Below are 24,521 nucleotides of genomic sequence, written 5' to 3' on the forward strand. Positions count from 1 at the left end.
TTCGCATTTGGCAATCACCGGGCAATCACGCGATCCAATTTGATTACTTTGGATCGCGCGGCGGCTTCCTCCGAACGGCCCGAGGCGAGGCGCTCTCGGCGGGCTTTGCAGCATCGGTTTGAGACTGTGATTCAGCGCTATCATTAGCTGCTGAATCAGTCGGCTTCTCGGTTTTCTGCTCGCTTTTTTCCCAGGTGATCAATTCACGAATGAATGCGTCGAAACCCTCGTTCAGGAGAATGGGAATGTAGCGTGCCGGGACCTTGGCGATCTGGGCAATTTCCCATTCCTCAAGCTTGTCTTCGGCTTTCAATTGGCGAAGAAGCTCACGGCAGCCAGCCGGAACGAGAACTGCCAGCGCCGCATAGATGCGAACTTCATCGTTCAGGAACGATCGATTCCCTACCTCAAGGGGCGAATGCCGACGCAGTTCAGGCGGTACTGAGAAACGATCATACAGGTTGTCAACGGCGCGTTCGCTCTCTGCGCTCAGCGACGGACTGTCCGTTATATGAAGCAGTTCTTTCACTGCCACGAGCCGTTTCCAAGCTTCATCTTCGTCACCCATGTCGACCGCGATCACGATGTCAGCGCATAGGATCGGTTCACCGTATGGTACATCGTGGCGAGCGTAGCGGTAGAGGAAGCCGCGAATCTTTTCCTTGTCCATGTTGACGAAATGAAAGCGAATTTCGTCACTCACTCCCATGTCAACAAGTTGGTCACGAACGGCATTAACGTCGATATGCAACACGGTGTAGGTGTCGAAATGGTCGAGAAGCCGTTCCAGTAGCATTCGTAGTCCCAAAAAAAAGCCCGAGCCGTTAGGCCCGGGCGACATACCTAAGAGGCTGTAATATCAGATCGAAGCGATGGCCGCCAGATCCATACGGTTTGCTAACCGGTTCTCAGGGAAGTCGACGAACGACTCGCAAGCGCCACCTGCGACTTGAGTGAGTGCGAAGTGCGTTTCCTGACGAAGAAGGTCGCTCGAAACGTGCGGCGCGTCGCCACGGCACAGCTTCAGGTTGAGTAGCTTCTTCTTGGACTGGCCGAAAAGGAGGCCAGCGAGTCCGTCTTTGTGAGTGTCTGTCATGTTCAATCCTCCTTCCGTTTGGCTACGACCGGACCGAGCGTCCGGTGCTTGCGCACTTCCGGGGATAAAGAGAGAGGCCGTGCGAGGACCCCAGCTCCATCGCACAGCCGGCTGTGTCCTTCTGGACTACTGCCATGTGTCACTCCACCTGACTGCCTGTCATAGGCAGATTAATAAATCGTTATAGCTGAACATCAGCCAAACAACCGCAGACGCTTGAAGCGGCTACGGCGTCCTTGCGACTCTCGTACCACGCCGCTTAGCTCTTGCATATTCCGAAAATCGCAATCTGATGAACGCGTACCGTTGCAACCCGTTGCATGAGCCATGTGGTATCTAATGCTACAAAATCAACTGCCCCGTTCAAGGCCAGAGCTTCTATGTAAAGTGAAGGTCGGGGAGGTATCCCGTATCGGGACGGTGACGGGGGCATCGGCCTCTCGGCACCTGATAGGGCTCCGCATTGCGCACGACATTTACGGTATCGCAACCGTGGCGGCGGAAACAGTTCTTTACCGCGACTCTCGGGGGGCATAGGCTCGCCAGTGAAGGTTTTGGGCGTTCGGGCATATGGCCAAGTCGGTCTCAATTACTGTTCACCCGTCCGATCTCTCTGGCGAATATCTCACTGTGTCTGATGCAATGAGGCAAGTGCTCGACATGATTGGGGCGCTTGAAGGTATCGAGGCCGGTGATGCGCAAGAGCGGCAAATCGTTTGGCGATTGACTGAGGCGCATACGAACTCGCCACCTTTTACGGTTACGGCTGAGGCATTCTCCCGCGACCCACAGGTTTCGGTAGCCTTTGAGGCTGAACGCGTAACGCATCTTTATGCGGTGGCGGTTTCGTCGGTGCTTCGGGGTGAGCGACCAGATTGGCTGGAAAGTGAACCAGGCAAACTGTTGAAGCGAGCATTGAAGCGGAATCTCAACGGAGTTGGGCATACCGACTTAGTAATCGGTGACGCGCCGCCCATTGTCATCGTGCCAACCACTGCCCGTATCGGCTTAGAGGCGCTGGCGGATGTAGAGCCTGGTGATGAAGCGCAACGGATCGAGTACGGCGCTATTGAATGTCAAGTAATTGGGCTAACTCGATATTATAGTTCGCCCGCAATCATCGTCCTTGAGCGTCTCTCCAACTCCAAGGTAGTCTGCGTGCTGACGCCCCAGTTGGCTAAGCAACTGGGGCCCGAACATCAGTGGTCCGAAGCATGGGAAGGTCAAAATCTACGGATTGGAGGCAAATTGTCCTATGGGGCGGATGGCAAGCTTCGGAGGATTAATGCCACTTTTCACGAGCCTATTGAATGGGCTGATGTCTCGGTAGCTGATCTAAAGAAGTTAGATATTACCGGAGGGCTGACGGTCCAGCAGCACCTTTCCGAGTTTTGGGGAGAGAAATTTGGCTAACTCCACCAAAATATATTGGGATAGCTGTGCTTGGATCGGGCTGATTAATGGAGAGCCTGATAAGATCGCATCACTGCATGCAGTGTATGGCCATGCTCGTCGCGGTTTGGTGGAGATATGGACATCCACAATGGCGGTCGTGGAGGCTAACCGGCTTGGATCAGAGATGCAGATGGATAAGCCAATACCTCCTGATAGCTTGGCCAAAATTGACGGTTTGGTTTTTCAGCCGTTTGTAAAGCTTATCAATCTAGACCCTATGGTTGCCAAGCGTGCGCGGAAAATAATTCGCGAAACATCTAAGCTAAAAAAAAGACAAGATGCTGTGCATCTGGCTAGTGCTGTAATCTGGAATATTCCTATATTCCACACCTACGACAGGGTGGACTTGTTGCACCTAAATGGGGCGATTAACTGCATGGATGGTACGGTGATGCAGATTGCCGAGGCTTCTGATCCATTCGGCGGGGGATTGTTCAGTGAGCAGCAGCAGAACCCCGTATGACGGCTGAAATGATCATCCATCTTCAACTCACCACCATCGCCTCAACAATCGCCTGCATCAGCACGTGACGCGGCACCGGCACCCCGACGGACACATATCCGGGGTTCTGCGCTGACCGCGTCCCGTAAAGCTGAATCCACTTGCGCCCATGTTGCCGCCATGCACGCTGGAGCGGCGCGACAGGTAGCAACAGGCACATCTCGGCCGGGACATAGGCGTAAAAAATAAAATCGGCTGCTAGAGGCTTTTGAACCCATCCGGGCACTCGACGTGCTTCATCGGACCAGCGTTCAAGCAGAACGTCAGGCCAGTCGTGCATCCGCACCTTTTCATCGACCGTGTAAGTCCGCCCGCAGGATAAGGTAAGCAGCCGGTCTATCCCGCCTCGCTGCGCCCATCCATCTTGGCGCACCGCAACGGCTGAGACCATCGTTGGGAATGCACGCCGATAGGCCGGGATCCACCAGTCCGCATCCACAAAGCTCTCTGACAGCGCCAAGCTATCACGGAAGCGATGGACACGCGGAGAGCCCGCCGCTCGACGATCGCGAACGACGGGCCTGTGTTCCATGCGCCGGGATGGGACCGGCGGCGTGACCGGTTCAGGAGTGAACGTCATCCGCCTCTATGGGGTCGTCTTCCTCCAGATCCTCGGGTTCGAGGTCCGTATCGCCGTCCAGCTCGTCCATCCGGTCGATCAGCCGTTCGGTGATCCGCGCCAGTTCGGCACGGGGCAGGGAAGGGATAGTGGCCAACACCGCATGAGGCGATGCGACCTGGTCCAGCCGATGCCAGGGACGGCGGCGCGATCGGCGCCAGGGCATTGCACGGTGAGCGCTGGGCGGCGGGGTGACGGCAGCGTGTCCCATCATGCCGCCTCCCCATAGTGCCGTTGCTCGATGGTCTGGCGCACCGCTTCCGCCCGATCAGGATGCCCGACAAGCTGCGCCATCAGCGGCGTCAGGTCGTCGGCTGGGCAGTCCTGGATGACCAGCCACAGTTTGCGGTCGGACGTCAGGGCATAACCGCCGCCGATCTGGACGAGGGCATGGAGCCAGGCGGTGGGGTTGAAGGGCGTGGGGTGGTGGAGAATGGCCATGTCAGCGACCCTCCCCGTTGAGGCGCTTCGCATGAGCCAACAGCCGGGCAGCATTGTCGTCATCAATGGCGCTGGCGCCACAATACGACATGTGTTCCAGCAGACGGGTAAATTCCGCCCAGGTCGTTGGTTCGGCAAGGTCTGCGTCATGCGATGCTGCACATACCGCCTGTTCCTCCCGCTCGAACGTGACGGGGTCTTGTTCCTCCAAGTCGGACGGCAGGCTGTTGAAGCGGCGGCTGGCGGCGTCAGAGGCGTCGAGCAGTGCGCAGAAGGCTTCGCTGGTGGTCGACATGTCAGCGGCCCTCCACATTCGCGATGCGGGCAACGTCGTCCGCGATCTCTTCCAGCCAATCACGGCCATCGCCCATGTCGTTCTTGATCATGAACGCCAACTTCGCGTGCAGGTCGGTGACGGTGCTGACCGGGTGCGCCGCAACAGCCGACTCGGCATCGGCATAGGCGTCGTTCAGGGCATTGCTGCGATCGACCGCAGCAGTCAGGCCCGTGTCGCGATGGATACGGGCGCGCTGACGTTGCCGTTGGAGGTCGGCCGCAACCAGACGGCGCAGTCCGGGGCTATTGGGATGGTTGCGCGCCGGATCACGTTCGACGAGGCCGCAGGCGACGCTGACAGCGCCCGGGCTTGCAGTGGTCCAGTAGGGATCGCCGTCAATGTCGACCGCGACATGCGGGATCTGGGACGCAAGCGCCTTTGCCGCCACGTCGGCGGGTTTCAGGACCAGATTGTCGTGGTCCTCCGACACTTGCCAGGCCTCCTCGCTGACCGCGATCAGCTTGGCCAGGGCAGGGCTGACACCTGAATTGGTGGGCATGGTCGATGCGACAGCCGGGACGGCGGCGGCGAGCGCGACGAGGCCAGCGCCCCCGAACAGGGCGCGACGGGTGGTTTCAGTCGTCATGGCTCAGCACTCCGCGCGCAGTGCATCGGCCGCGATCGTTCGCAACGCCGCCTCGTCGATCGCGCAGTTTTCGAGATAGTCGAGCAAGGCGTTGATCTTGATGCCAACGGCGGCACGGTTCGGCGCAGGCGCGGCAGCGAGTTGATAGACGGTTTCGCGTTCGACCCGAACGGCGGCGTCCATCACATCGTCCGGAACGCGACCCGGCGTCGCATTGTATCGACGGACGGTTTCGTGCGCCTCGGTCCAGGCCATGTGCGCGCGATGCCATTCGGCATTCTCGGCTTCCTGTGCCTGCGATTTGTCCGACGGGGTCATCAGCCGGTATTCCACCTCATCGAGAACCGTGCTGATCTCGACCAGCTTCTCGGAGGCGATTTGGTGCGTGCACCATGCGCCAAAGGCGGCATGATGCATCGGCGATGCCGGGTCATTCAGCCGCCCGACGACCTGCTCCATGAGTTCGCTGTTGGCGTTGTCCATCGTCACGATGACGCGCTCGATCGCGAGCGACATGTCGGCAATGGCCGTGACGGGGTCGGTCACGGTTGCGGCGATTGCATAGCTGGCCATCGTTCAGCCCTCCCGCGCCATCAGGCAGCCGTTCGACGGATGCCGGGTGAAAAGGAGCTCGCAGGCGTCGGCAGCGATCACAGCTTCGATCGCGCGCTGCTGCCGGGGATTGGTGGCGCGGTGTTCACCGGCCAGCGAACGAGCATAGGCGGTAGGGTTGCCGGTACGCAGATGTTGGCGTGCCATATCGACGGCGCGGCCGGTCGACTTGCTCAGTCCGTTTGAGGCACAGGTGATCTTGGCCGGACGCACGGCGTCCGGTAGGGGGGCAGTAGCCATAGTCGTTCCTCCAGAACGGTTGTGGTCAGAGCCGGGTGGAGGGGCCTAATCCTCCGCTCGGCTCGTTGAGTAACGAAAACCGTTATACATGGCTTATCGTTACGGTCAAACGGAAACCGTTATCTTGCGTATTTTTCGTTATTCCGGTATTCCACCAATATGTTGACTCCCGAAACGTGTCGCGCCGGAAGGGCGCTTGTCGGTATGTCTCAGGAAGAGTTAGCGGCAGCCGCGAACCTGGGGCCGTCAACGGTTCGAAACTTCGAGGCGAAGCGGTCTACGCCGATCGCAAATAACTTGGCGGCTATGCAGGGCGTGCTCGAAGCTGTTGGCGTGCAGTTCCTGGCCAACGGGGAGGCAACATCTGGCGGTGTCGGTGTGCGGCTGCGAACGCGGGCTATTTGAGCCTAAATTCCAGGCTCACTCTGATTGCTTGGCTGCCGACGTGATGTCGAAGGTATTTTATCGAGACTGCCGTCTATCCTCGCTCTTGCTATCGGACGTTTGATTCGCAATCCTATGTGGAAGGGCCACATTCATCTATTCCACTAATGGAAAGCAAGCTGGCTGCCACGATTTGCGAGGCCGTAATCATGCGGAATTGTTTGGCCGGTCTCTGGGAAAAAATGCGAAACTCATGCGGCGAGCAAGGCGATGGGCAAATTGATGCCGATGGCATAGCCGACGATTCATCGACTAATATTGGTAGCAACAGCGTAAAGTTTTTAGTCGATTTAGCCTCCGAGTCGTTCAAGAGGCAGCTGGAGCTTGATGAATCAGTTTGGAGGTCTCTGCCATTCTTTGCGGCGACATTTGCATTTGTGGCAACAATCATAGGAAAATCTTCGGAAGACGTTCCCCGATGGGGTGAAAGCTTATCGGGGAACGTGGCGTTTATTATGCTAATGTTTTCTGTAAGTAGCCTTGCTTGGGCGCTTCGATGGTTTTGGGTCGTAATTCGTCCCAGAGAATATGAATACCCCGCACCTGATAGCAAGGTGATGGAGTACGCGGTCGGCATACGTCAATTTTATGCCGACTCCGGCGTATCCGACCCCGAGCGGCTTGATGAAAAGACGCTTGGAGAGTTGAGGCTCTTTATGATTGACCAATATGGAAGTGCGTCAACGACCAATCTTAGGCACAATGCGGTCAAGCTGAAAGCTCGGCCGAAAGTGCTCCTTTTTATGCTCCTCGGCTTCGCCCTCGCCTTCGTCTGCGAAGCGATTATATTCATTGGTACGCACGTGGGCGCTCAGCCTGTCGAGCAAGGAGTTGCAACGGATGGCACAACCACCAAACCCGACGCGGCCGCCACCAGCGGCAAACAATCCTCCCGCGCCTCAGAGGCCCGAACGCCCAAAATCACAGTTGGTGAAAGAGGGGGCCAGCTTTTGGGGCGCGAGTTCCAGGCCGGACATCAGGAGCAAGCCGTGAGCCGATCCCGCACTCCGGTGCCGCCCCCCAGTTCAAGCGATACTAGGCCGCAAAGGCCGCTGCCGCCGCTGCCCCAGGTGATCGCGAAAGACAGGTCCCTTAACGAAGGCGCGAATCCCCCCATTCCTGCTCCATCAGGAAAGAAGGATTGATCAATGGCCAAAAAGCCCATCACGCCGCCGGGCAACGTTAGCGCTCGTCCTGCCCGCCCTATTCCGCCGCCGCTGCAAACTTTGATGAGGCGCCAAGGCGGAGTGATCGCCAATTCGTCACCGCCTCGTGAAACGGATCAGGCGGTCGTTCGGAAAGTAAGGGATCGCAAGAAGGACTAGTCATGGCTAAAGATCAGCCGAATAAGCCAGCGGCAGCGGCCCAAAATCCGGTGCGGCCTGCCAAACCGAGCCCCCAATACGTGGCTAAATTGCGGGATGGTTACGAGACGAAAGATCAGCGATCGTCGCGCGATCACGACAAGAAAGCATGAGGTAAGTATGCCAGAAGCCTATTTTTCTCCGGCAAGTGTCGGGGAGGTGCTTCCTGCTGAAAAACTGCGGCCGGGCATGCTGGCATACATGGCAGGCCAAAGTCAGCCGATACTATGCGTGGCGCTTACAGACGAAGGTCGTGGCTGGTTCGAGCTGGGTGGCGAGCGGGCGTCAACGATTTGGGTAGCCGAATACGAGGATGGGACCGTGTGGACCATTCCAGAATGGAGGCTCGAGGTTGACCCTACATCGATGATCGACGCGCAATTTGCATCGCTGCTGAAAGGTTGTGCGTTTCGGCACGGGGGGCGAGCTGGTTTGATCGGGCAATTACATAGCAACCGTGGCTTCGCTACCCTTCTTCCCGTTGGTGAAGATGGAGACTCATCCAAGCTGCCAGCTGGCGAGCACAAAGCCTATTTTTCACGCTGGCGAATTGTCATCTCTACGCCGACCGGTGATTTGACCATCGTTGACGATGAAGGACGAGCGCAAAAGCAGTAGGTGTTGCCTGTTTGCGGTGGTGTCCACTACCGCAGACAAAGACCTTTCGTCTTTGAATTTGGACTGGCTTAAAAATTCGCTACTAGGCTTAGCGAATTGGCTTGCGTCAAATTTATTTCGCCAAGTCGCTGAGGGGGGTATGGCGTATTCGCCTGACCTCAGCGACCATATTGCCACAGCGGGGTATGTGGCATGGCAAAGCACTATGGCGTTCTGACGTTCGACAATCGCGGTCCCATCAAGTCGTGGGAGCGGATGACGTCGATTCAGCGGCACAATGCACGGGCAGAAGAACTGCCGCATTGTGATCCAGAAGCACCGGAGCCTGAATTTTTGAAGGGTTCCGAAAGACTGGTCGAGGACGCGCAATGCGAATTGTGCTCGCGCGGGCTCGACCCGCAAGCTCTTCGGGCTAACGGCGTCATCGCCCATGAGGTCATCCTGACCGCATCGCACGAGTATTTCGCACAGGGCGACGAAGCGGAGCGAGACCGGCGCCTGTGGCATTGGGTTGCCCGCGCTTATCTGGCTGCGATCAAGATCTGGCGGAAAGTGACCATCGTGCAGATGGTGCTCCACCTCGACGAATACACGCCGCATATTCATGTCGTCCTCATGCCGCTGGTCAAGAAGGTGTTCGGGCGGCGGCCGGACGATGGCGAGCGCTGGACGCTGAACGGGCGCGAGATCACCGGTCCTGGCGAGTTCCAGCGGGCGCACGATGAATACGCGACTGAGATGAAGCCCCTGGGATTGGAGCGCGGCGTGTCGGGCAGCGGTCGCAAATACCGGCCGTTCGCGGAAAAGGCCGCTGAGATGGACGAGCAATGCAAGCGGGCGGCGGCGGCAGAGGCCGACGCCGTGAAGGCGAGGGAAGAGTCGGAAAAGGCTGAGCAGGCCCGAGCGGCGCAATGGGCGGACGAGTTCGACCGGCTGAAGCGTGATCGGCTCGAACTGGAGGAGGGGCAGCGCCTGTTGAAGGTCGAACAGGCCAAGGTTCGTGCCGATATGCTCCGCCAGGAGGTGACGAGGCGGGCGCTGGCATCGAAAGAGGCGAATTTGACCAAAATGTCGGCGCAGTTGGCCGCATCGCACGATAAAGCCGCCGCCGCGCTGGCTGAAGCCGATCGGATTAGGGTGGAGGCACAGCGGGCATTGGCGGCAGCACTGAAGGTTCGGGCGCATGCCGATACGCTGATGGCCTTGGCTAACGATATGGAAACGGCCCGCGTGATCCAGGCGCGTGACGCTGTAAGGGCTCAGGCCGACTGTGTGGACGAGGCGCTGGAGGATGCGGACCTCGGCAATCAGTTGACGCTTCTGGACCGCATCCGGCCGCGCGCGCGCTGAACGCCGAACAGAGGTGTTGGACCCGGGGGAGAGTTGCCATATTATGAGGGCGTGAATCTCACCCCCATCATCGTCACCTCGATCAGCATAGCGCTATACAGGGGCGTGGTAGCCCCGAGCATTTCGAAATATCGAATGTGGCGGGACGGCCCCCGCGTCAGGACCGCTCGTCGGAATTGGCGAGGCGTTTACGTCCCTGACCTCACCATCAAGCGGATTGAACGCCTGTGCATCGCCCTTGTTGTGGGGGCTATCCTTTTTGGTGTCGCGGTCTGCTGGACCGTTATGGTTCGGCCCGGGTAAACTTGGCGCCGATAGAAGATCGATGCGGCTTATTGCCCTTGCTTCGGACTGGTTACGTAGTTGCCCGCTTGGTTGACGCTGCTGACCCACGGCGCGTTGAACATCATCCCCAGCCGCTTCGGACGCGACGCTTCCACCAGTGCCTGCCAATCGACATAGCGGCCCATCAGGTCATCGACTGACGAAAGCGCAGCACGCGGATTGGTGTCGAACAGGAACGGCGCTAACGCTTCCGCCTTCGCCTCAGCCTGTTTCCCCATCCCCAGTGCCAGCCGATCGCGCGCCCACGTCCCGGCGACGCGGGCAACTGTGCCGGGCAGCGAAGCCCCTCCAGTCGCCAGCGCGGCGCCCGCGTGCAGCGAGCCCTCCAGCAACGGGCTGGTCGAGAAATTGGCATCCGCAATCTGGTTGCGGGCCGTTCGCGAGTTGCCCAGGATGGCGTTGGTCGTCTGCTGCAAGCCGCCCTCGATGTCCCGAGTACGCAGGAGGCGCGGCACGTTCGCATTGCTGTCGTACAGTGTGTCGAGCCGCGAACGAATGGCTGGCGTGCCCAATGTCGCTTCGAACGGGTTGGCATTGTCACGCACACCAGCAGCGCGCTTCAGAAGTGAGTTCTGAAAGCCAAGCCGCATCTGCCCAAGGTGTTCCGGCGTCTGCCGGCCAACCTGCACCGCAAGCTGATCGGTAGGGAGCGTATAGGCGTCCTGTCCCCGAATGAGCGCATCACGCGACGCGACCGGCCCCTGATACACGCCTCGCGCCTGGGCATAGGCCGGGTTCAGGCGGTCCAACTCCGACAACAGGTTGTTCTTCACGCCGTTCTGTGCGCGCCCGGCCTCATCAAGGTTCAGTCGGTTGGTGATCGGGTTACGGTACTGCTCCAGCACGTCGTCCATGCCGCGCTTCACATAGTCGAGCGTCTGCGTGGTGTACCCAGGCTGACGCGTGGCTTCCCCGGCGCGCGGGGCGGCATTGAACGACGCCTCTGCCTGGCGCAGGCCCTCACGGGCGTTTTCAACGCGTGTGCGAGCGCTGTCTAGGCTCCCCGCCGGGCTATTGCGTGCCTCCCGATACGCCGCCTGCGCCGCATCAAGATCAGCGCGGGCGCGGGCTACGGCGTCGATCTGCTGCGTCGGAGCCGGGTTCAGCCGAACAATGCCGTCAGCGTCCTGCACAAAACCCATTTCCATCGGGTTGCGGCGTTCATTCGCGGCGATCGTGCGCGCCCGACCGGTTGCACTACGCCCAAACGGCGTATTCAGAAGGCTTTCCAACTCAGGCGTCGACGTGACCGGCTGGCGGTATGCCTGCTCGTACAGCGGGGCCGCTGCCGTCTGCGCCTGACGGGTCAGGTCGTCACTCATCTGCGGGATGTTGGCGGACGGTCCTAGGTCACGCTCCACCGAACTGACGAAGCGGTCATACTGCCCTCGGTTACGCGGGATCAGCGCATCTTCCGCGATCTGGGACGCGGCAGGCGAACGGCGCACCGCAGCACCGCCAAGTTCACGCAAGGCAGGGTTCGTGTCGACCAGCGCCATGGGGATGCCGAGGTCAGCAGCTTCCGTCAGTGGCGTGCGGATGTTGTCCGCGCCGATGCGGTTGATGGTGTTCGCGGCGATCGTGTCCGCAGCGCTCAGCGGGGCTGCGGAGGGCAGGGGCGCGCGACCAAAATAGGTGCGCACCGCATTGGTCGCGGCCTGCCCAGGTTGAGTGCGGATCGCTGCGCCGATGCCGGAGGAAATTCCGCGGCCTGCCAGATTGCCAGCCACCCCGCCAACCGCGCCGATGCCTGCCCCAAGGAAGCGATTGTCATTGTTCTGGCCTGCACCAGACAGGGTGCCGAACGCGATGTCACCGGCAAGGCCGGGGGACGCGAACCGCGACGCCAAGCCCGTCGCGCGGCTAGCCATTCCCAGACCGTACATTGCGCCGAACGTGCCCAATCCTTGCCCCGCGAGGGCTGCGTAAGGGTGCGCAGCAAATGCGCCCTGCTTGCGGGCGTTTAAGTCCGCTAGGTCGCCACCGCCGAGCATGCTGGTAATCTCGTCGGAGGTCCCGCCCAGCACACCGTCAATTGCGGACATGGCACCGATGCCCACGGGCGATGTTGCGATGTCCTCCCATCCACTGGTGGGCACGTCGCGCGCGCTGTCGAACAGCGAACCCTTGTACTGAGGATGCGCACGGAGCCACTGCCCAGCTTGAGCCACACGGGCAGGATCAAGTTCGCCATATCCGGCGGCGCGCGACAGGGTGTTGAGCGTCTCGATGTCTGCGCCTTTGCGCAGCAGCTCGGTCAGCGACTGCTCGAGCGCGGGATTCCGCTCGGTTTTCTGGCCGCCCGAGGCGAGCTGTGGGGTGCCAAGAGACGGAGCCCCGATCAATTCGGGACGCTCTGGCGTCGTGTCGTGCGGGATCGGGTTGCCGTTATAATCTAGCTGCTGTTGCTTGCGGCCGAGAACGCGTTCCGACAGTTCCTGAAACCGCCCGCCTGGATGTTCCCCAACCACATCCATGGGGTTCAAGCCGTTGCGATCGGCAATTCCCTTGTAGCGCACACGATCGGCGATCAGCGACTGATTGAGCTGCGCCATCCGGTTCGCCATCTCCTCGCGAAGGCGGTGGCGGAACTCAGGGCGGAAGGTGCCGCCGTTACCCAACTGCTTTTGAAGGTTCGCAACCTTCTGATTTGCCCAGGTATCCGCCCCCGCAACTGACGCCTGCTCGCTTTCGCGAACGACGCTGTTCGGGTCCATCACTTTGGCGTACGCATAGATCAAATCTAGATCGCCAGCCGAATCCGGCTTGGATCCTAATCCCGCCGCATAGCCGGGAAGGGCCTGCATGTACGCCTTGTATGACGGCAACGTCTCGTAGCTGTTACGAAGCTCAGCGGCCTGTGATTTTGTCGAATTGCGCTCGCGCTGACCGTATTCCAGATTGGCCAGACGGAGCCGCTCTTTCTCATTCGCAGCTGCCCGATCTGCCGCCGCCGCCGCCCGTGCCGCCGCGTCGGCCGCGCGATCATCCCGCCTATCCGCCCGCTCATCTCGACGCACTGCCAGCGGGTCGCGGTTGGTCGTGAACGTGTTGAACGGGTTGTTTGCACCAGCGTCATCGAACTGGTCGAAAGGGTTCTTCTGCATCAACGCGCTCCGACCGTTCCGCGACGGCCAAAATAGGGGACGCGGCCATAGCCGGGCAGCGTCACGTGGATATGATCGCCCTCGTTCAACAGGCGGGCGCTGGGGCCGTAGTAGCTGCGCAGCGCGGCCATGTTGGTGCCTGCATAGTCGACGCCATCGCCAGACAGGTGGCTGCTGTTCGACACGCCGCCCACCAGACGGTTACCCTCGACCGTGCGACGCCCGCTGGTCATCGTGCCAGGCGCTTTGAATGGGTCAGGGAAAGGTCTGCGACCCGATCGGGGTCGCACCTCCCTGCAAGATGCGCTGCGATGCGCCCGCGCCGTACTTCTGATCGAACTGCGCCGCCAAGCCGGGGTTCTTGCGCAGATAATCAATTGCTCCAGCCGGAGGCGTAGATGCCGCTGGTTTCTGATTGAACGATCCGCGCGGCAAGAACGTCTTGGTCGGGTTACCCTGCGCATCGAAGCCGTCGACAGCCGTCACGGGACCGGCCGCGACGTTGCCGAGGTACTGCTTGGCAGCTTCCGGCCCCAACTGCTGCTCGATGAAGCGGTAATCGTTCACCGTGTCGTTGTTGACCGGCTTCGGATGCGCCCGCTCCCACTCCTGCTGCGCCGTCCACTGCGCCATCTCGTCAGCCTGCTTCATGCGGTAGTCCTGAAGCTGCTGCTGACGCTGGCGGAACTGGTTGCTGGCGACAGCGTAGGGTGTACTGCCGCCATAGGCTGACGAAACGGCGTCACCGATCGAGCCGAGAAGCTGAACGCCCATCCCGCCGCGCGAGAAGAAGCCCTTATCCTCCGGTAACTGCGGCATAGCAGGCTGCGGACCCCCAATCGGGCCACCATAGCCCGGCGTCGCATAGTCCGGTTTCTGACCAAAGCCGCGGAAGAACATGCCACTCGGCTGCTGTCCAAGTGCGTTGGACACGGCGCCCAAATTGAAGGGGGGCATGATACCGGGAAGCATCAGGCGCCTCCCATCGGAGCGATGAACGCGAGGAGGGCTGGGACCGCCGCAGCATAAAACTTGACGTCACGCCACGTCATTTCTGGCAATGCCTGATTTAACAGGTTGTTCTTACCGCAGTCTCGCAATGCTAGATCGACCATGATGAAAACGGCCTCGACGCCGAGGCTGTCAACAAGCCCTGGGTTCGTGCCTTGATGAAGTTCGAACTTGCGACGCAGACAGAGAATCGTGGCAAGCCGTTCAAGGAGTTCGGGATCACCGCTTTCGCTTCCGACGCGGGCGATGTGTTCAATGTAAACCAAGTCGCCAAAGCTAATCGTGCCTGGCGTCTTATCCGACACGACGACGTCGAGCAGACGGGTTAGCGCTTGGGTGTTCCCATACGCGGCCCTGGAAAACTCGGCCTCGCTATCACGAATGCCCTGCACGACTTCCTCATCTGCCTGCCAGACCGGGCCGATTCCCAACTTGGCCAGTTGGTCGGTGGCATCCGCGTCGCCAGCATCGGCCAACAGCTGAAAATGGTGCGCGACTTCGACCAGATAGGGTTCACTCGAATACCCACGCGTCTCGCGTTCATCGCTCCGAGCCTGGAGTATCACGGCCAGCGCCTTGCGATCGTCTGCATCGCCAATGGCGGACGCAAACCGTGCATAGCATTCGGCTGCGATGAGCGATTCAAGAAGGGGATAGGTGTCCCCGGCGGCCTGCTCGATCGCGAAGTCACGCAACCTGCGATACCCATCGAGATCACCAGCCGCCGCGGCTGCCATATCCGAGAGGTAGACGTTGGTCGAAGATGTCTTGATTTGCATGCCAGGCAGTCTCCAATTTGTTGGAAACGGCTTCTGCATATAGCAGATGGGCACGTTCGATTTTTATAGCGGAACAGGAGTGGATTGGCAATGCCAGAAGGCAACAGGGGTGAGAAGTTGCGTCGCACAAATGCGTCGCGTTGGCCGCCCGAAGCGCTATCCCGACAATCCGTATTTCCCCCGTAATTTACAGGTATGAACCACCCATTTTCTCTGTTTCCACTCTGTTAAAACAGAGGCAATGCCGAGGTGGATGATCGGTCGCCCAATACGACGTGCCGCGTTATTTCAGGTTATTAAAACGGCTATCGCCACATCGATCATCCAGTAAATTGCCTGTAGTTTACTGGATGAGGTTCGGTGCCTCTCCCGATAGATCATCGGTATTCACGTGCGCTGTGCTGGCCACCGTCCGCCTGGGCTTCGCGTGCGTGCGCGTATTGGTCGCAAATGCACCATTCGTACGGCGGACGTCGCCCCCGTTCGACGCTTTTTTCAGTGTCCGGAAATAGCTGGCGGATAGAGGGGCAAGGCGTGAGGAATTTTCGGAGGCCCTAAAGGATGGCCCGCTAAGCGCGGGCAGGCCGCTCGGCCCGAGCTTCGGCAATGGCGGTCGCAATGTCAGGTTTTGACAGGTTCTTCACCCCCGGTCGCTTCCTCGTCCCATTCGCGGTGCATGGCGATCAGGGCCATCAACAATGGGCGCATGTGCCAGTTGATGTCGTTGCGGACGCTGTTGGTCAGGCTGGTCTCCCAGGACTTCGAGGAGTGTGCCCGCTCGGTGAGGTGGTCCGGGTACATCGTCTTGAGGTGGTTGACGGCCTCGCGACCAATGCTGCGCGCTATCCGGTCGAAGAGGCGGCGCGCCCTCTGCTCTTTGGTTTCGGTATTCGTGCCGCCGGGAATGACCGGCAGGTTGGTCGGGGTCATCATGTGCTCCTGGGGTCGATTGGGGTGGGGTCCGCCGCCGCCGCGCGTTGCTGCGCGGGGTGTCCGGAGCGAAAGGGAATGGGCGTCATCCATCACCTTTTCGCTTCGTTTTGGAGGGATGGCGCGGGCACCTGATGGGCCGCGCCATTCCCCCCTATAGGGGGGAGGTGTGTTGGGGGGGGTGTTTGGGGGGACTGGTTGGGGGTGTCCGGGGAATGTGTTTGGGGGCCGTTTGGGGTGGCGTTTGGGGAACCCAGATCAACCTCTCGGATGCCCGTCACATCGCGCCCCTTGCCGCTGTCACGCCACAGGAAGCCCTTCTCGATCCGACGCGCCACGAACAGGCGTTCCATCGCCCGCTTGAGCCGCGCCTTGCCGATTCCCTGGGAATGCGGCAGCCCCTCGAAGACAGCGGGGGCATAATTCGGACCCGAGCTGTCGGACACCGCACGCCGCTGCCGATCGCGCTCCGCCAGGCACTTCAGGAACACCTCATTGTCGTAGGCGGCCTCTGCGATCGCCCGGTGTTCCCGCATGGCATCCTCGGGCACGTCCTCGTGGCGGACGAATGCCCAGTTGTGCCACAGGAAGCGAACCGACTTGCCGCGCTCCGAATAGTTCGGCTTGCTGTTGGTCAGCACGCGCGCCGCCGGATCATGCACCTCGCCTTCCCGGGTGCTCTCCAGACCGAGAAAGATCCGCGAACGAACCTGATTTTCCCACGCCGTCGAGCCGCTGAACTCGTCCCCGGCCTTGTTGGGATGGCCGATCAGGATGACGACGCCGTTGATCTCCTCCGCCAAGCCGTCGACCAGACCAGCGAACGCCGCCACCTGATTGCGGATGTTCTCGTTCCCGGTGAAGAAGTGCGCGACGTTGTCGAGCGTGACATGCGTCGCGCCCGTGGCGGCAATCGTCGCCTTCAGGCTGGCCCACCGCTCGGTCGTGCTCATCCGCCCTTCCGCGTCGAACGTGCACAGTTCCTTGTTCAGCATCCCTTTGAGAGAAACGAGCAGCAGCTTGCCGCGCAGGTCCCGCCAGGTGATGCCCAGCGCCTTGTTGATCGACTCCTGCCGACGATGCATTTCGTCAATCGGATCTTCGCAGGTGATGTAGAGCGACACACCCTGACGGACGGGCACGCCCAGAAACGGCAGTCCGGCGGCGGAGCAGGTCATGCGCTGCTGGGTCAGCAACGACTTGCCCGTCGCGCCCATGCCGGTCACGAAAACCATGCTACGCCAAGGCTCCCAGCCCTCCAGGCCCCATTCACGATCCGGCACGGTCTTGCCCGCGAACTCGCTGGCGTCGACGACGGGCAAGAGAGCGACGTCGGGCTTAGTCCGAATTTCGTCCGAAGTGGCGATGGGGGCCGCGTCGACCAGCGCGGTCAGTTCGGCTGCATCGCCGTCCCAGTTGAGCACGTCACCCTTGTCGGGCAGGCGGGGCAGATGAACGATGACCGGGCGTCCCTCTGCTCGCTCAACGTCCGCCTTCACCTTGTCCGCGAGCTTCGCGCCGGTGTTGTCGTTATCGGGAAGGATGATGACCGACCGGCCTTTCACGTACCCGGAGAAGTCGTAGCCCCGCCAATCCTTGCTTGACGTGGCGATGAGCCCCCAGGACGCCAGACGATCGGCCTTGGCTTCTCCTTCCGCCATATAGATCGCGGCGTCCTTCGGGGCGTTCGCCAGATCCTTCAGGCGATAGGGCACCTGATTGTCACCGCGGCCCCAGCGCCAGCCGCCTGCGCCGTCCGGATGATCGTAAGCGAATTCCTTGCTGCGATCGCCACGGCCCGGCTGGATGCGGTGCTTGCGATACAGCACTTTGCCCGTCGCATCGGTGAAAAGGAAGGTCGCGACGATGCGCTGCCCCGGATGGAGCTTGATCGCATGCGCCCGCGCACGGTCCGGAATCAGGCCCTCGCGGACCAGCCACGCCACGGCTTCGGCTTTGTCGAGACCGTACGCGTGGCGCAGCAGCTCCAGGGTTCCGCCCGATTGGTCAGCCTCGGTGTCTTTGAAGGCGCCCGTGTTGGAATAGACGATGCGGGCGCCCTGATTGCCCCAGCGCATCTCGCCAGGCTTGGACAGCCGCTTGTTGGGCTCACCCCAGACACGCTGCGCAACCGTCCCGATCAGCGAACCGAACGACGTCGTCTCCTGCGGTTCGGCGTAGGATACCGCGCTCATGCGTACCGCTCCACGATCGGCAGATCATGCTCGACCGACAGCCGGTAAGCGTAATCCGAAGCCTGATGCGACTTGGTGAAGCGCACGCCCACGCCGCCGCCGCCCATCGAAGCCTTCACCCCGACGATGTAGCCGCCCGCGACGGGGAAGATGCAGACCGCCCAGCGTTCCGACTCTTCACCCAGGCCACGCAGTTCGATCAGTTCGGCAGACGGACGCAGGCCGTACAACCGCTTTTCGTCGGGGGAGAGGCGCAGCCGAGCACCCAGCCGTCCCTTCGGGACGGGCTGAGCACGATACCAGGCATCGAGCGTCGGATAAGCGACGATCCCGCGATCGATGCCGAGGACCTCGTTGAGGTCACTCGGGCTGTTGATCTGTCTGCGGAACGCTGCGACCGCCGCCGCCGCCTTGACGGGCACTTCGGGTGCCTGCCTGGACGCGATGGAGATGATGGTGGCGCTCATTCGGCACCACCTTTCAAGCCCCAGGGCTTCAGGGGCTCCGCCGTCTCCGGCGCGCGGCGGGCCAATTCGGCCATCACGGCGCCCGCAGCGACGAGCGTTGCTATGTCCTCGATGTCGATGTGGGGCCGGTGGTTCACCAAGAAATTAGCGATCCCCTCCACGAGGTGACCGCATGCACCAGACGCTTCCCAGCCGTCGGGCAACGCGATCTCGTCGGTCATCAGATGAAGCATTTCGGCAGCTTCGGCCGACATGTCGAACTTCATGCGTCCTTCTCCTGCTGCTCGGTGATGCGCCAGACGATCGCCTTTGCACCGCTGACATTGCGACGGCGCAGGCCGGTGTCGAAGATGGCCTTCCGGTCCCGCAACTCGGTGAAGCGCGGCTGGAGGCTGTACCGGGGGTATTTGGCGATGGTGCAGGTCTCATCGACGGTGAGCCCGGCGGGATGGGCGTGAAGCGTGCGGTACACCACGGCACGTAGCCGTTCCGATGCATCGGCGATGCTGCCGTACGCTGCTGCGCTGGTGTCGGTCTGACGGCGGGTCATGCGGCGGCTCCCCACGCGAGGGAGGCGATCAGATACGCGCGGGACTGGGACATCCCGAACGCCGCCAGCCGTTGCAGGCGGAGGACAGCGGTGGTATCTACCTCGTTGCTGATGTGATGAATGTTCAGATCGGGTCGTGCGGCGGCAACCGCGCGACCCTTTCGCTTATTGGGCTTTGGCGCCCGGGCCGACGAGGTCTGCATCGTTCACGCGACCTGCTCGGACGTCGAGCCGAAGCGGTTGCTCGCTTTCCACGCCTCGATGTCCGCCGGATCATAGGCGATTTTGACACCTGCGCGGATGAACTTGGGACCCCTGCCCAAGACGCGCCAATTGGCGAGCGTCTTGGCTGCGACGCCCACTCGCGGCGCTGCTTCCGCGGGAGAAAGGAGTTTTTCCATTTTGTCCTCCAGTCCGCTCGGGAATGAGCGGGTTACGGAGGGGTTGTCGGGGATTCTCGCCGATCAGTCGGCCGATGGGGCCTGCAATTCCCTAGTTGGAATTATCGGCCTTATTACTGGCCTTGGCGGCATTCGAATCCCGTCGGTGCTGGATCATAGCCGTTACGCTGGCCCGAACGCTCGACTCAGCTGGCTCTTTGCCACGAGCGTTGAACCAAGACGCCATGTAATTTTCAGCAACCGCCTGCGGAACTTCGCCAGAAATGATGCGCGCGAATATGTCCTCCGTGCCATCCATCTCCATCAGCGCGGCCTCAGCAGAACGCCAATCGTATCGGGGTTTCGGTCCACGTTTTTTCGGGAGCGGCGGCGGTGCCGTGATAGACGGCTGACTATCGTCGATCTCCGACACATCAGGCTGTGTAGGTGGATTTGCAGCCTGCAATAGCGCCTGTGCCCTAAGCTCGATTAATGCATCGGGTGACGTAGGGTGCTTCTCGTATATTGAGTCTCGCAGCATTTCTATTACGTTTTTATCTTCCGCGTATATATCCGCCGTGAACGTACTATTGAATATTTGAAGTGATGCTTGGTCTTTCGGTGCGGGCGAATTTGGATATATTGGGCTTATCGCTCCACGGAGAAAACGAGCCCGAGCCACGTCAAAAGTGCACTGCCACACATCGCGTTTCAAAACAGTGGTTGCACCCGTACTCCAATCGAAGACGCGAAAAACAAGATTGCCCGCAGCTGCTCTGCGGTGCATCCATACGAACACCTTCTCGCGAAGGACCGCTGCGCGTTGCCAGCGCAGCTGCTCCATTTCTGACCTGTCGTATGCAACGGACCACTCTGCGAACGTAATGTTGCGGTCAATTGTGTCGCTAACTCCGGCCAGCAGCGCTGCCCTCGCGCTATAGTGGTTATACGCGATGAAGTCGGCAATCCTATCCTCGGGCTTTAGGCCTGGGTTATCGATCGAGGACGGGTAAGATGCGCCGGGTGAATACCGGATCTTATGGTATTGCTCATCCTGCGGCTGGAAAACGTCAGCTGGTTTGGGGAGGGGGTCTGGTCTGATCATCTGACGCTCAAGGCCAGTCCATTCACCATCGGGGGACATCTTACGGCCAAGCGCCTCAAAAATTTGTGGCACAGACTGAAAGCCGGGTATTGGGCAAGGCCAGCTTTCAGGGTCATTCCAATTGATCATGCTGCCCTCCGCAGAGCGTCCGCATAATGAAAGGGGCGGCAGGCTGGGCGGAAACCAGCCGTTCGGGAGCTACCCTAGCCGCCCCAGCATCACGCCCGCCTTTCAGCGAGCGCAATTATGTTGGTTTCGTCTGTCTCGGTCAGAACCTGTTCAATATGCGTTGCCCAGGCGTCGAGCGCGGCCCGCTTTTCATCGGTCCACTCGTGCCGCTGGTACACGCCAGCAACGCCGGATCTAGCGCCCGACAAGTGATTCAGCACGGCCTCTGTCACCTCGAAGCGGATGCCCAGCCGCTGGAAGCCCGTCGCAAGGGTGCGGCGCAGATCGTGCAGTCGCCAGCCGGGGATCGGTTCGCCACCGTCCTTGGCCAACAACGCGTCGATCTTTTCCTTGCCTTTGGAATGGGCAGTAAACGCGCCGTCGGCCTTCGTCGTGAACACCAGCCCCTTGCGCGGCCATTTGTCCCCCTTGGCCATCTTGTCGATCGTCTCGATCGCCAGTTGGCTGAGCGGGACGGCGTGGGGCTCGCCATTTTTGGTCCGCTCGCCTGGGATGCGCCACAGGGCCTTCGCGCGGTCCAGCTCGGTCCAAGCCATGCCGGTCACTTCCTCGCGGCGCTGGCCGGTAACGATCAAAAGACGGATGATCGGCCCGAAGCAACGATGGCAACCGGGTGCCGCAAGCCAGACGCGGCGCAGCTCGTCGTCGGACAGCACACGATCCCGCGCTTTGACCGGCGGCGGCGTCTCCATGCCCTCCATCGGCGATATGGAAATGTCGCCACGCCAGATCGCCCATTTGAACAGGCGCCGGAGGATGGCGAACACATTGCGGCGCCCGGCCTGCTGGTCAGACGGCATAGCGTCGAACACCATGACGATGTCCGCGCGCGTGATGAGGGGCAGGGCCTTCTTGGCGAGCACAGGCTTCACATGGATGCGTAGTGACCGCTCGACCAGGGCGCGCCACCCATCGCCCTTGCACGACTTCAGGAAGCTGTCGGCATAGGCGCTGAACGCCAGGTCGACCGCTTCCCGGCGGCGCTTCTTCTCCGCCTCTGCTGGATCGATGCCCTGTGCGATCAGGACAGACAGCCGCTCCGCCTCGGTGCGGGCCGTGGTGGGTGTCCAGGGCGATCCATGGCCGCCGATCGTGAAGCGCTGGGTCTTCGCCTCGCGTCCGCCCATTCGGTACTGCAGGACATAGGATAGCGCCCCGGCCGGGGTGATCTTCACCCCGAACCCCTTCAGGTCCTCGTCCCACAGGAAGGCGGCCGACGGCCCCGGACGGAGCGCGTCGATCGTCCTTTTATTGACCTTTCCCGTCGGCATTTCGTGCCCCGCCAGCAATCACCTGGCAATCACCGTAGCGGGAAGTGGGGGGAACATCAAGGAAACGCCGGGATGAGCGTACGAGAAGGAAGGGGGTGAACGAAGCTGGAACAGGAGGGCCTAGCGGCGGATATACCTGAAATACCACACCTCATGCCCCTGGCGGCGGGCCTTGCGTTCGTAGCGCGTCTCGGGCCAGTCGGCGGGGCGGGTGAGGAAGTCGGCGGGCGTGCGGGCCTGCCATTCGAAATCGTCCCGGCCGTTCATGATCATCATCGACCAGTGGCAATAGGTCGGGTCGTCGGTCCCCAGGCGAAATTCGCCGCCCGGCTTCAGCTTGCGCGCGATGGTGTCGAGCGGGCCGTGGTTCATCATCCGCCGCTTGGCATGGCGCGCCTTGGGCCAGGGATCGGGGTGGAGCAGATATACACGCTCCAGGCTGGCATCGGGCAGTCGCTCGATCACCTCCAGCGCGTCGCCCATGTGCAGGCGGACATTGGTGAGGTCGCGGTCGCGGATATGGCCGAGCGCGCCGACCACGCCGTTCAGGAACGGCTCGCAACCGATAAAGCCGGTGCCGGGCGTCGCCTCGGCCTGCCCGGCCAGATGCTCGCCCGCGCCGAATCCGATCTCGACCTGCAGCGGCCGATCCTCGCCGAACAGGCGCACCGCATCCAGCGGGCCTTCCTCGGGCACGCTGAGCGTCGGCAGCATCTCTTCGACCAGCGCGGCCTGGCCCTGGCGCAGCTTATGCCCCTGACGCCGACCATAAAGGCGGCGGATCGTCGTCGGATCGTTCATCGCCGGGCCTTTAGCGCGGGTCGGACAGGGAGCCAAGGGTGGGGCCGCTCGTTGCCCTTCCATCATGGATGACGACGCTCCCCAAGCCGATGGCCCCCAGCCAGATGGAAAGGCGCAGAAGGCCGCCGATGCCAAAGACCTGCACCGCGCGGTGCGCGAGGCGGGGGAGAGCGAACTGGACCGGCCCGCGGGCGCGCTGTTCTGGTCGGGCCTGGCGGCGGGGATCGCGATCCACAGTTCGCTGATCGCCGAGGGCGCGCTCCATGCCGGACTGCCCGATGCGCCGTGGCGGGGCCTCGTCGCCGCGCTCGGCTATCCGGTGGGCTTTCTGGTCGTCATTCTCGGGCGGATGCAGCTGTTCACCGAGAGCACGATCACCGCGATGCTGCCGCTGGTGACGAAGCCATCGCTCTGGGCACTCCGGCGGACGGTGCGGCTCTGGGCGATCGTACTCGGCGCCAATCTGATCGGCACCGCGCTGGCCGCCGGAATGGTCGCGGCAGGGGCCTTGGGCAATGCCGAGATTCGCGAGGCGATGGTGACGGTGTCGGCGCGCATTCTGGAACTGGGCGGCTGGGCGACCTTCGTCAACGCCATCCCCGCCGGATTCCTGATCGCGGTCGTCGCCTGGATCTTGCCCAATGGCCGGACCCAGGCCTTCTGGATCATCCTGGCGATCACCTATGTCATTGCCATCGCCGGGTTCAGCCACTCGATCGTCGGCGCGGACGAGGCGTTCCTGCTGCTGTTCACCGGCCATGCCGATCTGGGGCGAACGGTGTTCGGCCTGCTGATCCCGGCAATCCTGGGCAATCTGGTCGGCGGCGCGGGGCTGTTCACGCTGCTCGCCCATGGTCAGGTGCAGGGCGAGACGCGGGAGTAGGGGCCTCAGCGTGGCGAAACGACGCTGATGTCCCGGCCGCGCACCTGCCATACCCGCTTGTCCGGGGTCCGGACGAAGACGGGTTGCAGGACGCTGTACGATACGAAGACGTGGATTTCGGTCGGTACCGGGTCAAGCAGATGATTGACGAGCAACCCGGCAACCTTGGTGTCCTTGGTCGCGGCGGGCAATGTTATGTTGAGGCAGCTGGTGTTGAACGCACGGCTGGCCACGATCCGCCCGTCCGGCGCGATGGCCACGCGGTAATTGCCGCCCATCATGTAGCTGGCGTTCGAGACCTGCGGCGACAGCAGATAGACGGTGACGGGGCCGCCGTTGACGGAGGGCAGGACCACCGTGTTGAACGGTGCGGCGGTACAGGGGCGATAGCCTTTCGCCGCCGCCTCATGTCTGGCGATTTCGCGCGCGCGGGCCAGGATCATCTGCACGGGCGTCAATGGCAGGGGTTCGGCCAGGATCTCGTGGCGGACGACCTTCCCGCCGCGCACATCGGCGACGAAGAAGGCACGCGCGCTGGCGGCGTCGCCCTTGAAATAGGTGGCGCGCAGCGTGTCCTTGTCGATCGGCTCGATGACATAGCCGCCGGTGCCCGCCAGCTGGTCCCTGGGCACCACCTCCATCAGCGAGTCGGTGCTGACCCAGGCCGCGCGGTCGAAGGCGTAGATCATCACGCCAAAGATCGAGGCCTCGGCGAGACGCTGTTGCTCGGAACGGCTGTCCTGCGCTGCGATGACGGGCGGTGCCGCCGCCACCTGCGCCGCCGCCGCTAGAATCGCCATCGCCAGCATCGTCCGTCCCCCTATCGATCGAGGGGAGGCTGACG

General features: G+C 61.5%; 31 protein-coding genes. 8 read left to right on the forward strand and 23 right to left on the reverse strand.

Annotated features, from left to right (window positions below; all coding sequences use genetic code 11):
* Positions 1–43: 43 nt before the first annotated feature.
* Together SP5_RS13085 and SP5_RS13090 are read right to left on the reverse strand one after the other, a co-directional pair.
* The gene (locus SP5_RS13085; RefSeq protein WP_042489508.1) at positions 44–796 is read right to left on the reverse strand and encodes a hypothetical protein; all 753 of its coding nucleotides are present in this window, start codon (positions 794–796) and stop codon (positions 44–46) included.
* Between the two features lie 63 nt (positions 797–859).
* Positions 860–1,096 (reverse strand): hypothetical protein, encoded by a 237-nt coding sequence (locus SP5_RS13090; RefSeq protein WP_042489511.1) that lies wholly within the window; start codon positions 1,094–1,096, stop codon positions 860–862.
* 570 nt (positions 1,097–1,666) lie between these two features.
* On the opposite strand from SP5_RS13090, the gene SP5_RS13095 reads away from it, so the two are divergent.
* Together SP5_RS13095 and SP5_RS13100 are read left to right on the forward strand one after the other, a co-directional pair.
* Entirely contained in the window at positions 1,667–2,509 is an 843-nt protein-coding gene (locus SP5_RS13095; protein WP_157013726.1) for a hypothetical protein, read from the forward strand.
* Complete coding sequence (locus SP5_RS13100) at positions 2,502–3,014, forward strand: type II toxin-antitoxin system VapC family toxin (protein ID WP_157013727.1); 513 nt, start codon at positions 2,502–2,504, stop codon at positions 3,012–3,014. Before SP5_RS13095 ends, SP5_RS13100 begins: the two co-directional genes overlap by 8 nt.
* A gap of 22 nt (positions 3,015–3,036) precedes the next feature.
* Here the strand turns inward: SP5_RS13100 and SP5_RS13105 are convergent, their stop codons facing one another.
* The 7 genes from SP5_RS13105 to SP5_RS13135 form a co-directional block, all read right to left on the reverse strand.
* Complete coding sequence (locus SP5_RS13105; RefSeq protein WP_245613495.1) at positions 3,037–3,513, reverse strand: hypothetical protein; 477 nt, start codon at positions 3,511–3,513, stop codon at positions 3,037–3,039.
* A gap of 103 nt (positions 3,514–3,616) precedes the next feature.
* A complete protein-coding gene (locus tag SP5_RS19530) occupies positions 3,617–3,769 on the reverse strand; it encodes a hypothetical protein (protein WP_167334714.1) in 153 nt (50 codons plus the stop codon).
* Between the two features lie 113 nt (positions 3,770–3,882).
* Positions 3,883–4,113, reverse strand: a complete 231-nt coding sequence (locus tag SP5_RS13115; RefSeq protein WP_042489522.1) for a hypothetical protein — start codon at positions 4,111–4,113, stop codon at positions 3,883–3,885.
* A gap of 1 nt (position 4,114) precedes the next feature.
* Positions 4,115–4,408 (reverse strand): hypothetical protein, encoded by a 294-nt coding sequence (locus tag SP5_RS13120; RefSeq protein ID WP_157013729.1) that lies wholly within the window; start codon positions 4,406–4,408, stop codon positions 4,115–4,117.
* 1 nt (position 4,409) lies between these two features.
* A complete protein-coding gene (locus SP5_RS13125; protein WP_042489527.1) occupies positions 4,410–5,036 on the reverse strand; it encodes a hypothetical protein in 627 nt (208 codons plus the stop codon).
* Positions 5,037–5,039: 3 nt separating this feature from the next.
* Entirely contained in the window at positions 5,040–5,609 is a 570-nt protein-coding gene (locus SP5_RS13130; protein WP_042489529.1) for a hypothetical protein, read from the reverse strand.
* A gap of 3 nt (positions 5,610–5,612) precedes the next feature.
* The gene (locus SP5_RS13135) at positions 5,613–5,888 is read right to left on the reverse strand and encodes a hypothetical protein (protein WP_157013730.1); all 276 of its coding nucleotides are present in this window, start codon (positions 5,886–5,888) and stop codon (positions 5,613–5,615) included.
* 159 nt (positions 5,889–6,047) lie between these two features.
* Between SP5_RS13135 and SP5_RS19990 the strand changes: the two genes are divergently transcribed.
* The 5 genes from SP5_RS19990 to SP5_RS13150 all read left to right on the forward strand — a co-directional run bounded on the left by SP5_RS19990 (position 6,048) and on the right by SP5_RS13150 (position 9,664).
* Positions 6,048–6,293: a helix-turn-helix domain-containing protein gene (locus SP5_RS19990; RefSeq protein ID WP_042489533.1), complete on the forward strand. Its 246-nt coding sequence runs from the start codon at positions 6,048–6,050 to the stop codon at positions 6,291–6,293.
* A 146-nt stretch (positions 6,294–6,439) separates the two neighbouring features.
* Positions 6,440–7,477, forward strand: a complete 1,038-nt coding sequence (locus SP5_RS19265) for a hypothetical protein (RefSeq protein ID WP_157013731.1) — start codon at positions 6,440–6,442, stop codon at positions 7,475–7,477.
* Between the two features lie 182 nt (positions 7,478–7,659).
* The gene (locus SP5_RS19535) at positions 7,660–7,809 is read left to right on the forward strand and encodes a hypothetical protein (protein ID WP_167334715.1); all 150 of its coding nucleotides are present in this window, start codon (positions 7,660–7,662) and stop codon (positions 7,807–7,809) included.
* A 7-nt stretch (positions 7,810–7,816) separates the two neighbouring features.
* Positions 7,817–8,314, forward strand: coding sequence for a hypothetical protein (locus tag SP5_RS19270; protein ID WP_157013732.1), 498 nt, complete (start codon positions 7,817–7,819; stop codon positions 8,312–8,314).
* 192 nt (positions 8,315–8,506) lie between these two features.
* On the forward strand, positions 8,507–9,664 hold the full coding sequence (locus SP5_RS13150; RefSeq protein WP_042489537.1) for a plasmid recombination protein: 1,158 nt from the start codon (positions 8,507–8,509) through the stop codon (positions 9,662–9,664).
* A gap of 332 nt (positions 9,665–9,996) precedes the next feature.
* Here SP5_RS13150 and SP5_RS13155 read toward each other — a convergent pair whose 3' ends face one another.
* From SP5_RS13155 to trmB, 13 genes are all read right to left on the reverse strand, one after another.
* Positions 9,997–13,116, reverse strand: coding sequence for a hypothetical protein (locus SP5_RS13155; protein WP_042489538.1), 3,120 nt, complete (start codon positions 13,114–13,116; stop codon positions 9,997–9,999).
* Positions 13,116–13,406, reverse strand: a complete 291-nt coding sequence (locus tag SP5_RS19665; protein WP_281177329.1) for a D-Ala-D-Ala carboxypeptidase family metallohydrolase — start codon at positions 13,404–13,406, stop codon at positions 13,116–13,118. Before SP5_RS19665 ends, SP5_RS13155 begins: the two co-directional genes overlap by 1 nt.
* A complete protein-coding gene (locus SP5_RS19670) occupies positions 13,372–14,088 on the reverse strand; it encodes a hypothetical protein (protein ID WP_042489542.1) in 717 nt (238 codons plus the stop codon). The genes SP5_RS19665 and SP5_RS19670 overlap by 35 nt, the downstream gene beginning before the upstream one ends.
* Complete coding sequence (locus tag SP5_RS13170; RefSeq protein ID WP_042489546.1) at positions 14,088–14,906, reverse strand: hypothetical protein; 819 nt, start codon at positions 14,904–14,906, stop codon at positions 14,088–14,090. Before SP5_RS13170 ends, SP5_RS19670 begins: the two co-directional genes overlap by 1 nt.
* 621 nt (positions 14,907–15,527) lie before the next feature.
* Positions 15,528–15,839: a hypothetical protein gene (locus SP5_RS13175; RefSeq protein ID WP_042489549.1), complete on the reverse strand. Its 312-nt coding sequence runs from the start codon at positions 15,837–15,839 to the stop codon at positions 15,528–15,530.
* Between the two features lie 89 nt (positions 15,840–15,928).
* A complete protein-coding gene (locus tag SP5_RS13180; RefSeq protein ID WP_042489552.1) occupies positions 15,929–18,031 on the reverse strand; it encodes an AAA family ATPase in 2,103 nt (700 codons plus the stop codon).
* The gene (locus tag SP5_RS13185; protein WP_042489556.1) at positions 18,028–18,498 is read right to left on the reverse strand and encodes a hypothetical protein; all 471 of its coding nucleotides are present in this window, start codon (positions 18,496–18,498) and stop codon (positions 18,028–18,030) included. Before SP5_RS13185 ends, SP5_RS13180 begins: the two co-directional genes overlap by 4 nt.
* The gene (locus SP5_RS13190) at positions 18,495–18,764 is read right to left on the reverse strand and encodes a hypothetical protein (protein WP_042489557.1); all 270 of its coding nucleotides are present in this window, start codon (positions 18,762–18,764) and stop codon (positions 18,495–18,497) included. Before SP5_RS13190 ends, SP5_RS13185 begins: the two co-directional genes overlap by 4 nt.
* Positions 18,761–19,048 carry a hypothetical protein gene (locus tag SP5_RS13195; RefSeq protein ID WP_042489559.1) on the reverse strand — a complete coding sequence of 96 codons (288 nt, stop codon included), beginning with the start codon at positions 19,046–19,048 and terminating at the stop codon, positions 18,761–18,763. Before SP5_RS13195 ends, SP5_RS13190 begins: the two co-directional genes overlap by 4 nt.
* Before the next feature lie 206 nt (positions 19,049–19,254).
* Positions 19,255–19,449, reverse strand: coding sequence for a helix-turn-helix transcriptional regulator (locus tag SP5_RS19275; protein WP_042489564.1), 195 nt, complete (start codon positions 19,447–19,449; stop codon positions 19,255–19,257).
* Between the two features lie 91 nt (positions 19,450–19,540).
* Positions 19,541–20,662, reverse strand: coding sequence for a hypothetical protein (locus SP5_RS19280; RefSeq protein ID WP_157013734.1), 1,122 nt, complete (start codon positions 20,660–20,662; stop codon positions 19,541–19,543).
* 89 nt (positions 20,663–20,751) lie between these two features.
* Positions 20,752–22,011 carry a tyrosine-type recombinase/integrase gene (locus SP5_RS13215; protein WP_245613496.1) on the reverse strand — a complete coding sequence of 420 codons (1,260 nt, stop codon included), beginning with the start codon at positions 22,009–22,011 and terminating at the stop codon, positions 20,752–20,754.
* Positions 22,012–22,113: 102 nt separating this feature from the next.
* Positions 22,114–22,794 carry a tRNA (guanosine(46)-N7)-methyltransferase TrmB gene (gene trmB, locus SP5_RS13220; protein ID WP_042489570.1) on the reverse strand — a complete coding sequence of 227 codons (681 nt, stop codon included), beginning with the start codon at positions 22,792–22,794 and terminating at the stop codon, positions 22,114–22,116.
* Between the two features lie 64 nt (positions 22,795–22,858).
* Here trmB and SP5_RS13225 point away from each other — a divergent pair, with 64 nt between their 5' ends.
* Positions 22,859–23,677 (forward strand): formate/nitrite transporter family protein, encoded by an 819-nt coding sequence (locus SP5_RS13225; protein ID WP_042489573.1) that lies wholly within the window; start codon positions 22,859–22,861, stop codon positions 23,675–23,677.
* Between the two features lie 5 nt (positions 23,678–23,682).
* Here the strand turns inward: SP5_RS13225 and SP5_RS13230 are convergent, their stop codons facing one another.
* Positions 23,683–24,486, reverse strand: a complete 804-nt coding sequence (locus tag SP5_RS13230) for a hypothetical protein (RefSeq protein ID WP_042489574.1) — start codon at positions 24,484–24,486, stop codon at positions 23,683–23,685.
* Positions 24,487–24,521: the final 35 nt, after the last annotated feature.

The organism is Sphingomonas parapaucimobilis NBRC 15100 (genome assembly GCF_000787715.1).
Taxonomy (GTDB): Bacteria; Pseudomonadota; Alphaproteobacteria; order Sphingomonadales; family Sphingomonadaceae; genus Sphingomonas; species Sphingomonas parapaucimobilis.

What these genes read in the sequence shown, in the direction of transcription:
- SP5_RS13085 (WP_042489508.1), bottom strand. Translation starts at nt 796, where the DNA reads ATGCTACTGGAACGGCTTCTCGACCATTTCGACACCTACACCGTGTTG.
- SP5_RS13090 (WP_042489511.1), bottom strand. Translation starts at nt 1,096, where the DNA reads ATGACAGACACTCACAAAGACGGACTCGCTGGCCTCCTTTTCGGCCAG.
- SP5_RS13095 (WP_157013726.1), top strand. Translation starts at nt 1,667, where the DNA reads ATGGCCAAGTCGGTCTCAATTACTGTTCACCCGTCCGATCTCTCTGGC.
- SP5_RS13115 (WP_042489522.1), bottom strand. Translation starts at nt 4,113, where the DNA reads ATGGCCATTCTCCACCACCCCACGCCCTTCAACCCCACCGCCTGGCTC.
- SP5_RS13120 (WP_157013729.1), bottom strand. Translation starts at nt 4,408, where the DNA reads ATGTCGACCACCAGCGAAGCCTTCTGCGCACTGCTCGACGCCTCTGAC.
- SP5_RS13125 (WP_042489527.1), bottom strand. Translation starts at nt 5,036, where the DNA reads ATGACGACTGAAACCACCCGTCGCGCCCTGTTCGGGGGCGCTGGCCTC.
- SP5_RS13130 (WP_042489529.1), bottom strand. Translation starts at nt 5,609, where the DNA reads ATGGCCAGCTATGCAATCGCCGCAACCGTGACCGACCCCGTCACGGCC.
- SP5_RS13135 (WP_157013730.1), bottom strand. Translation starts at nt 5,888, where the DNA reads ATGGCTACTGCCCCCCTACCGGACGCCGTGCGTCCGGCCAAGATCACC.
- SP5_RS19990 (WP_042489533.1), top strand. Translation starts at nt 6,048, where the DNA reads ATGTTGACTCCCGAAACGTGTCGCGCCGGAAGGGCGCTTGTCGGTATG.
- SP5_RS19265 (WP_157013731.1), top strand. Translation starts at nt 6,440, where the DNA reads ATGGAAAGCAAGCTGGCTGCCACGATTTGCGAGGCCGTAATCATGCGG.
- SP5_RS19535 (WP_167334715.1), top strand. Translation starts at nt 7,660, where the DNA reads ATGGCTAAAGATCAGCCGAATAAGCCAGCGGCAGCGGCCCAAAATCCG.
- SP5_RS19270 (WP_157013732.1), top strand. Translation starts at nt 7,817, where the DNA reads ATGCCAGAAGCCTATTTTTCTCCGGCAAGTGTCGGGGAGGTGCTTCCT.
- SP5_RS13150 (WP_042489537.1), top strand. Translation starts at nt 8,507, where the DNA reads ATGGCAAAGCACTATGGCGTTCTGACGTTCGACAATCGCGGTCCCATC.
- SP5_RS13155 (WP_042489538.1), bottom strand. Translation starts at nt 13,116, where the DNA reads ATGCAGAAGAACCCTTTCGACCAGTTCGATGACGCTGGTGCAAACAAC.
- SP5_RS19670 (WP_042489542.1), bottom strand. Translation starts at nt 14,088, where the DNA reads ATGCTTCCCGGTATCATGCCCCCCTTCAATTTGGGCGCCGTGTCCAAC.
- SP5_RS13170 (WP_042489546.1), bottom strand. Translation starts at nt 14,906, where the DNA reads ATGCAAATCAAGACATCTTCGACCAACGTCTACCTCTCGGATATGGCA.
- SP5_RS13175 (WP_042489549.1), bottom strand. Translation starts at nt 15,839, where the DNA reads ATGATGACCCCGACCAACCTGCCGGTCATTCCCGGCGGCACGAATACC.
- SP5_RS13180 (WP_042489552.1), bottom strand. Translation starts at nt 18,031, where the DNA reads ATGAGCGCGGTATCCTACGCCGAACCGCAGGAGACGACGTCGTTCGGT.
- SP5_RS13185 (WP_042489556.1), bottom strand. Translation starts at nt 18,498, where the DNA reads ATGAGCGCCACCATCATCTCCATCGCGTCCAGGCAGGCACCCGAAGTG.
- SP5_RS13190 (WP_042489557.1), bottom strand. Translation starts at nt 18,764, where the DNA reads ATGAAGTTCGACATGTCGGCCGAAGCTGCCGAAATGCTTCATCTGATG.
- SP5_RS13195 (WP_042489559.1), bottom strand. Translation starts at nt 19,048, where the DNA reads ATGACCCGCCGTCAGACCGACACCAGCGCAGCAGCGTACGGCAGCATC.
- SP5_RS19275 (WP_042489564.1), bottom strand. Translation starts at nt 19,449, where the DNA reads ATGGAAAAACTCCTTTCTCCCGCGGAAGCAGCGCCGCGAGTGGGCGTC.
- SP5_RS19280 (WP_157013734.1), bottom strand. Translation starts at nt 20,662, where the DNA reads ATGATCAATTGGAATGACCCTGAAAGCTGGCCTTGCCCAATACCCGGC.
- trmB (WP_042489570.1), bottom strand. Translation starts at nt 22,794, where the DNA reads ATGAACGATCCGACGACGATCCGCCGCCTTTATGGTCGGCGTCAGGGG.
- SP5_RS13225 (WP_042489573.1), top strand. Translation starts at nt 22,859, where the DNA reads ATGGATGACGACGCTCCCCAAGCCGATGGCCCCCAGCCAGATGGAAAG.
- SP5_RS13230 (WP_042489574.1), bottom strand. Translation starts at nt 24,486, where the DNA reads ATGCTGGCGATGGCGATTCTAGCGGCGGCGGCGCAGGTGGCGGCGGCA.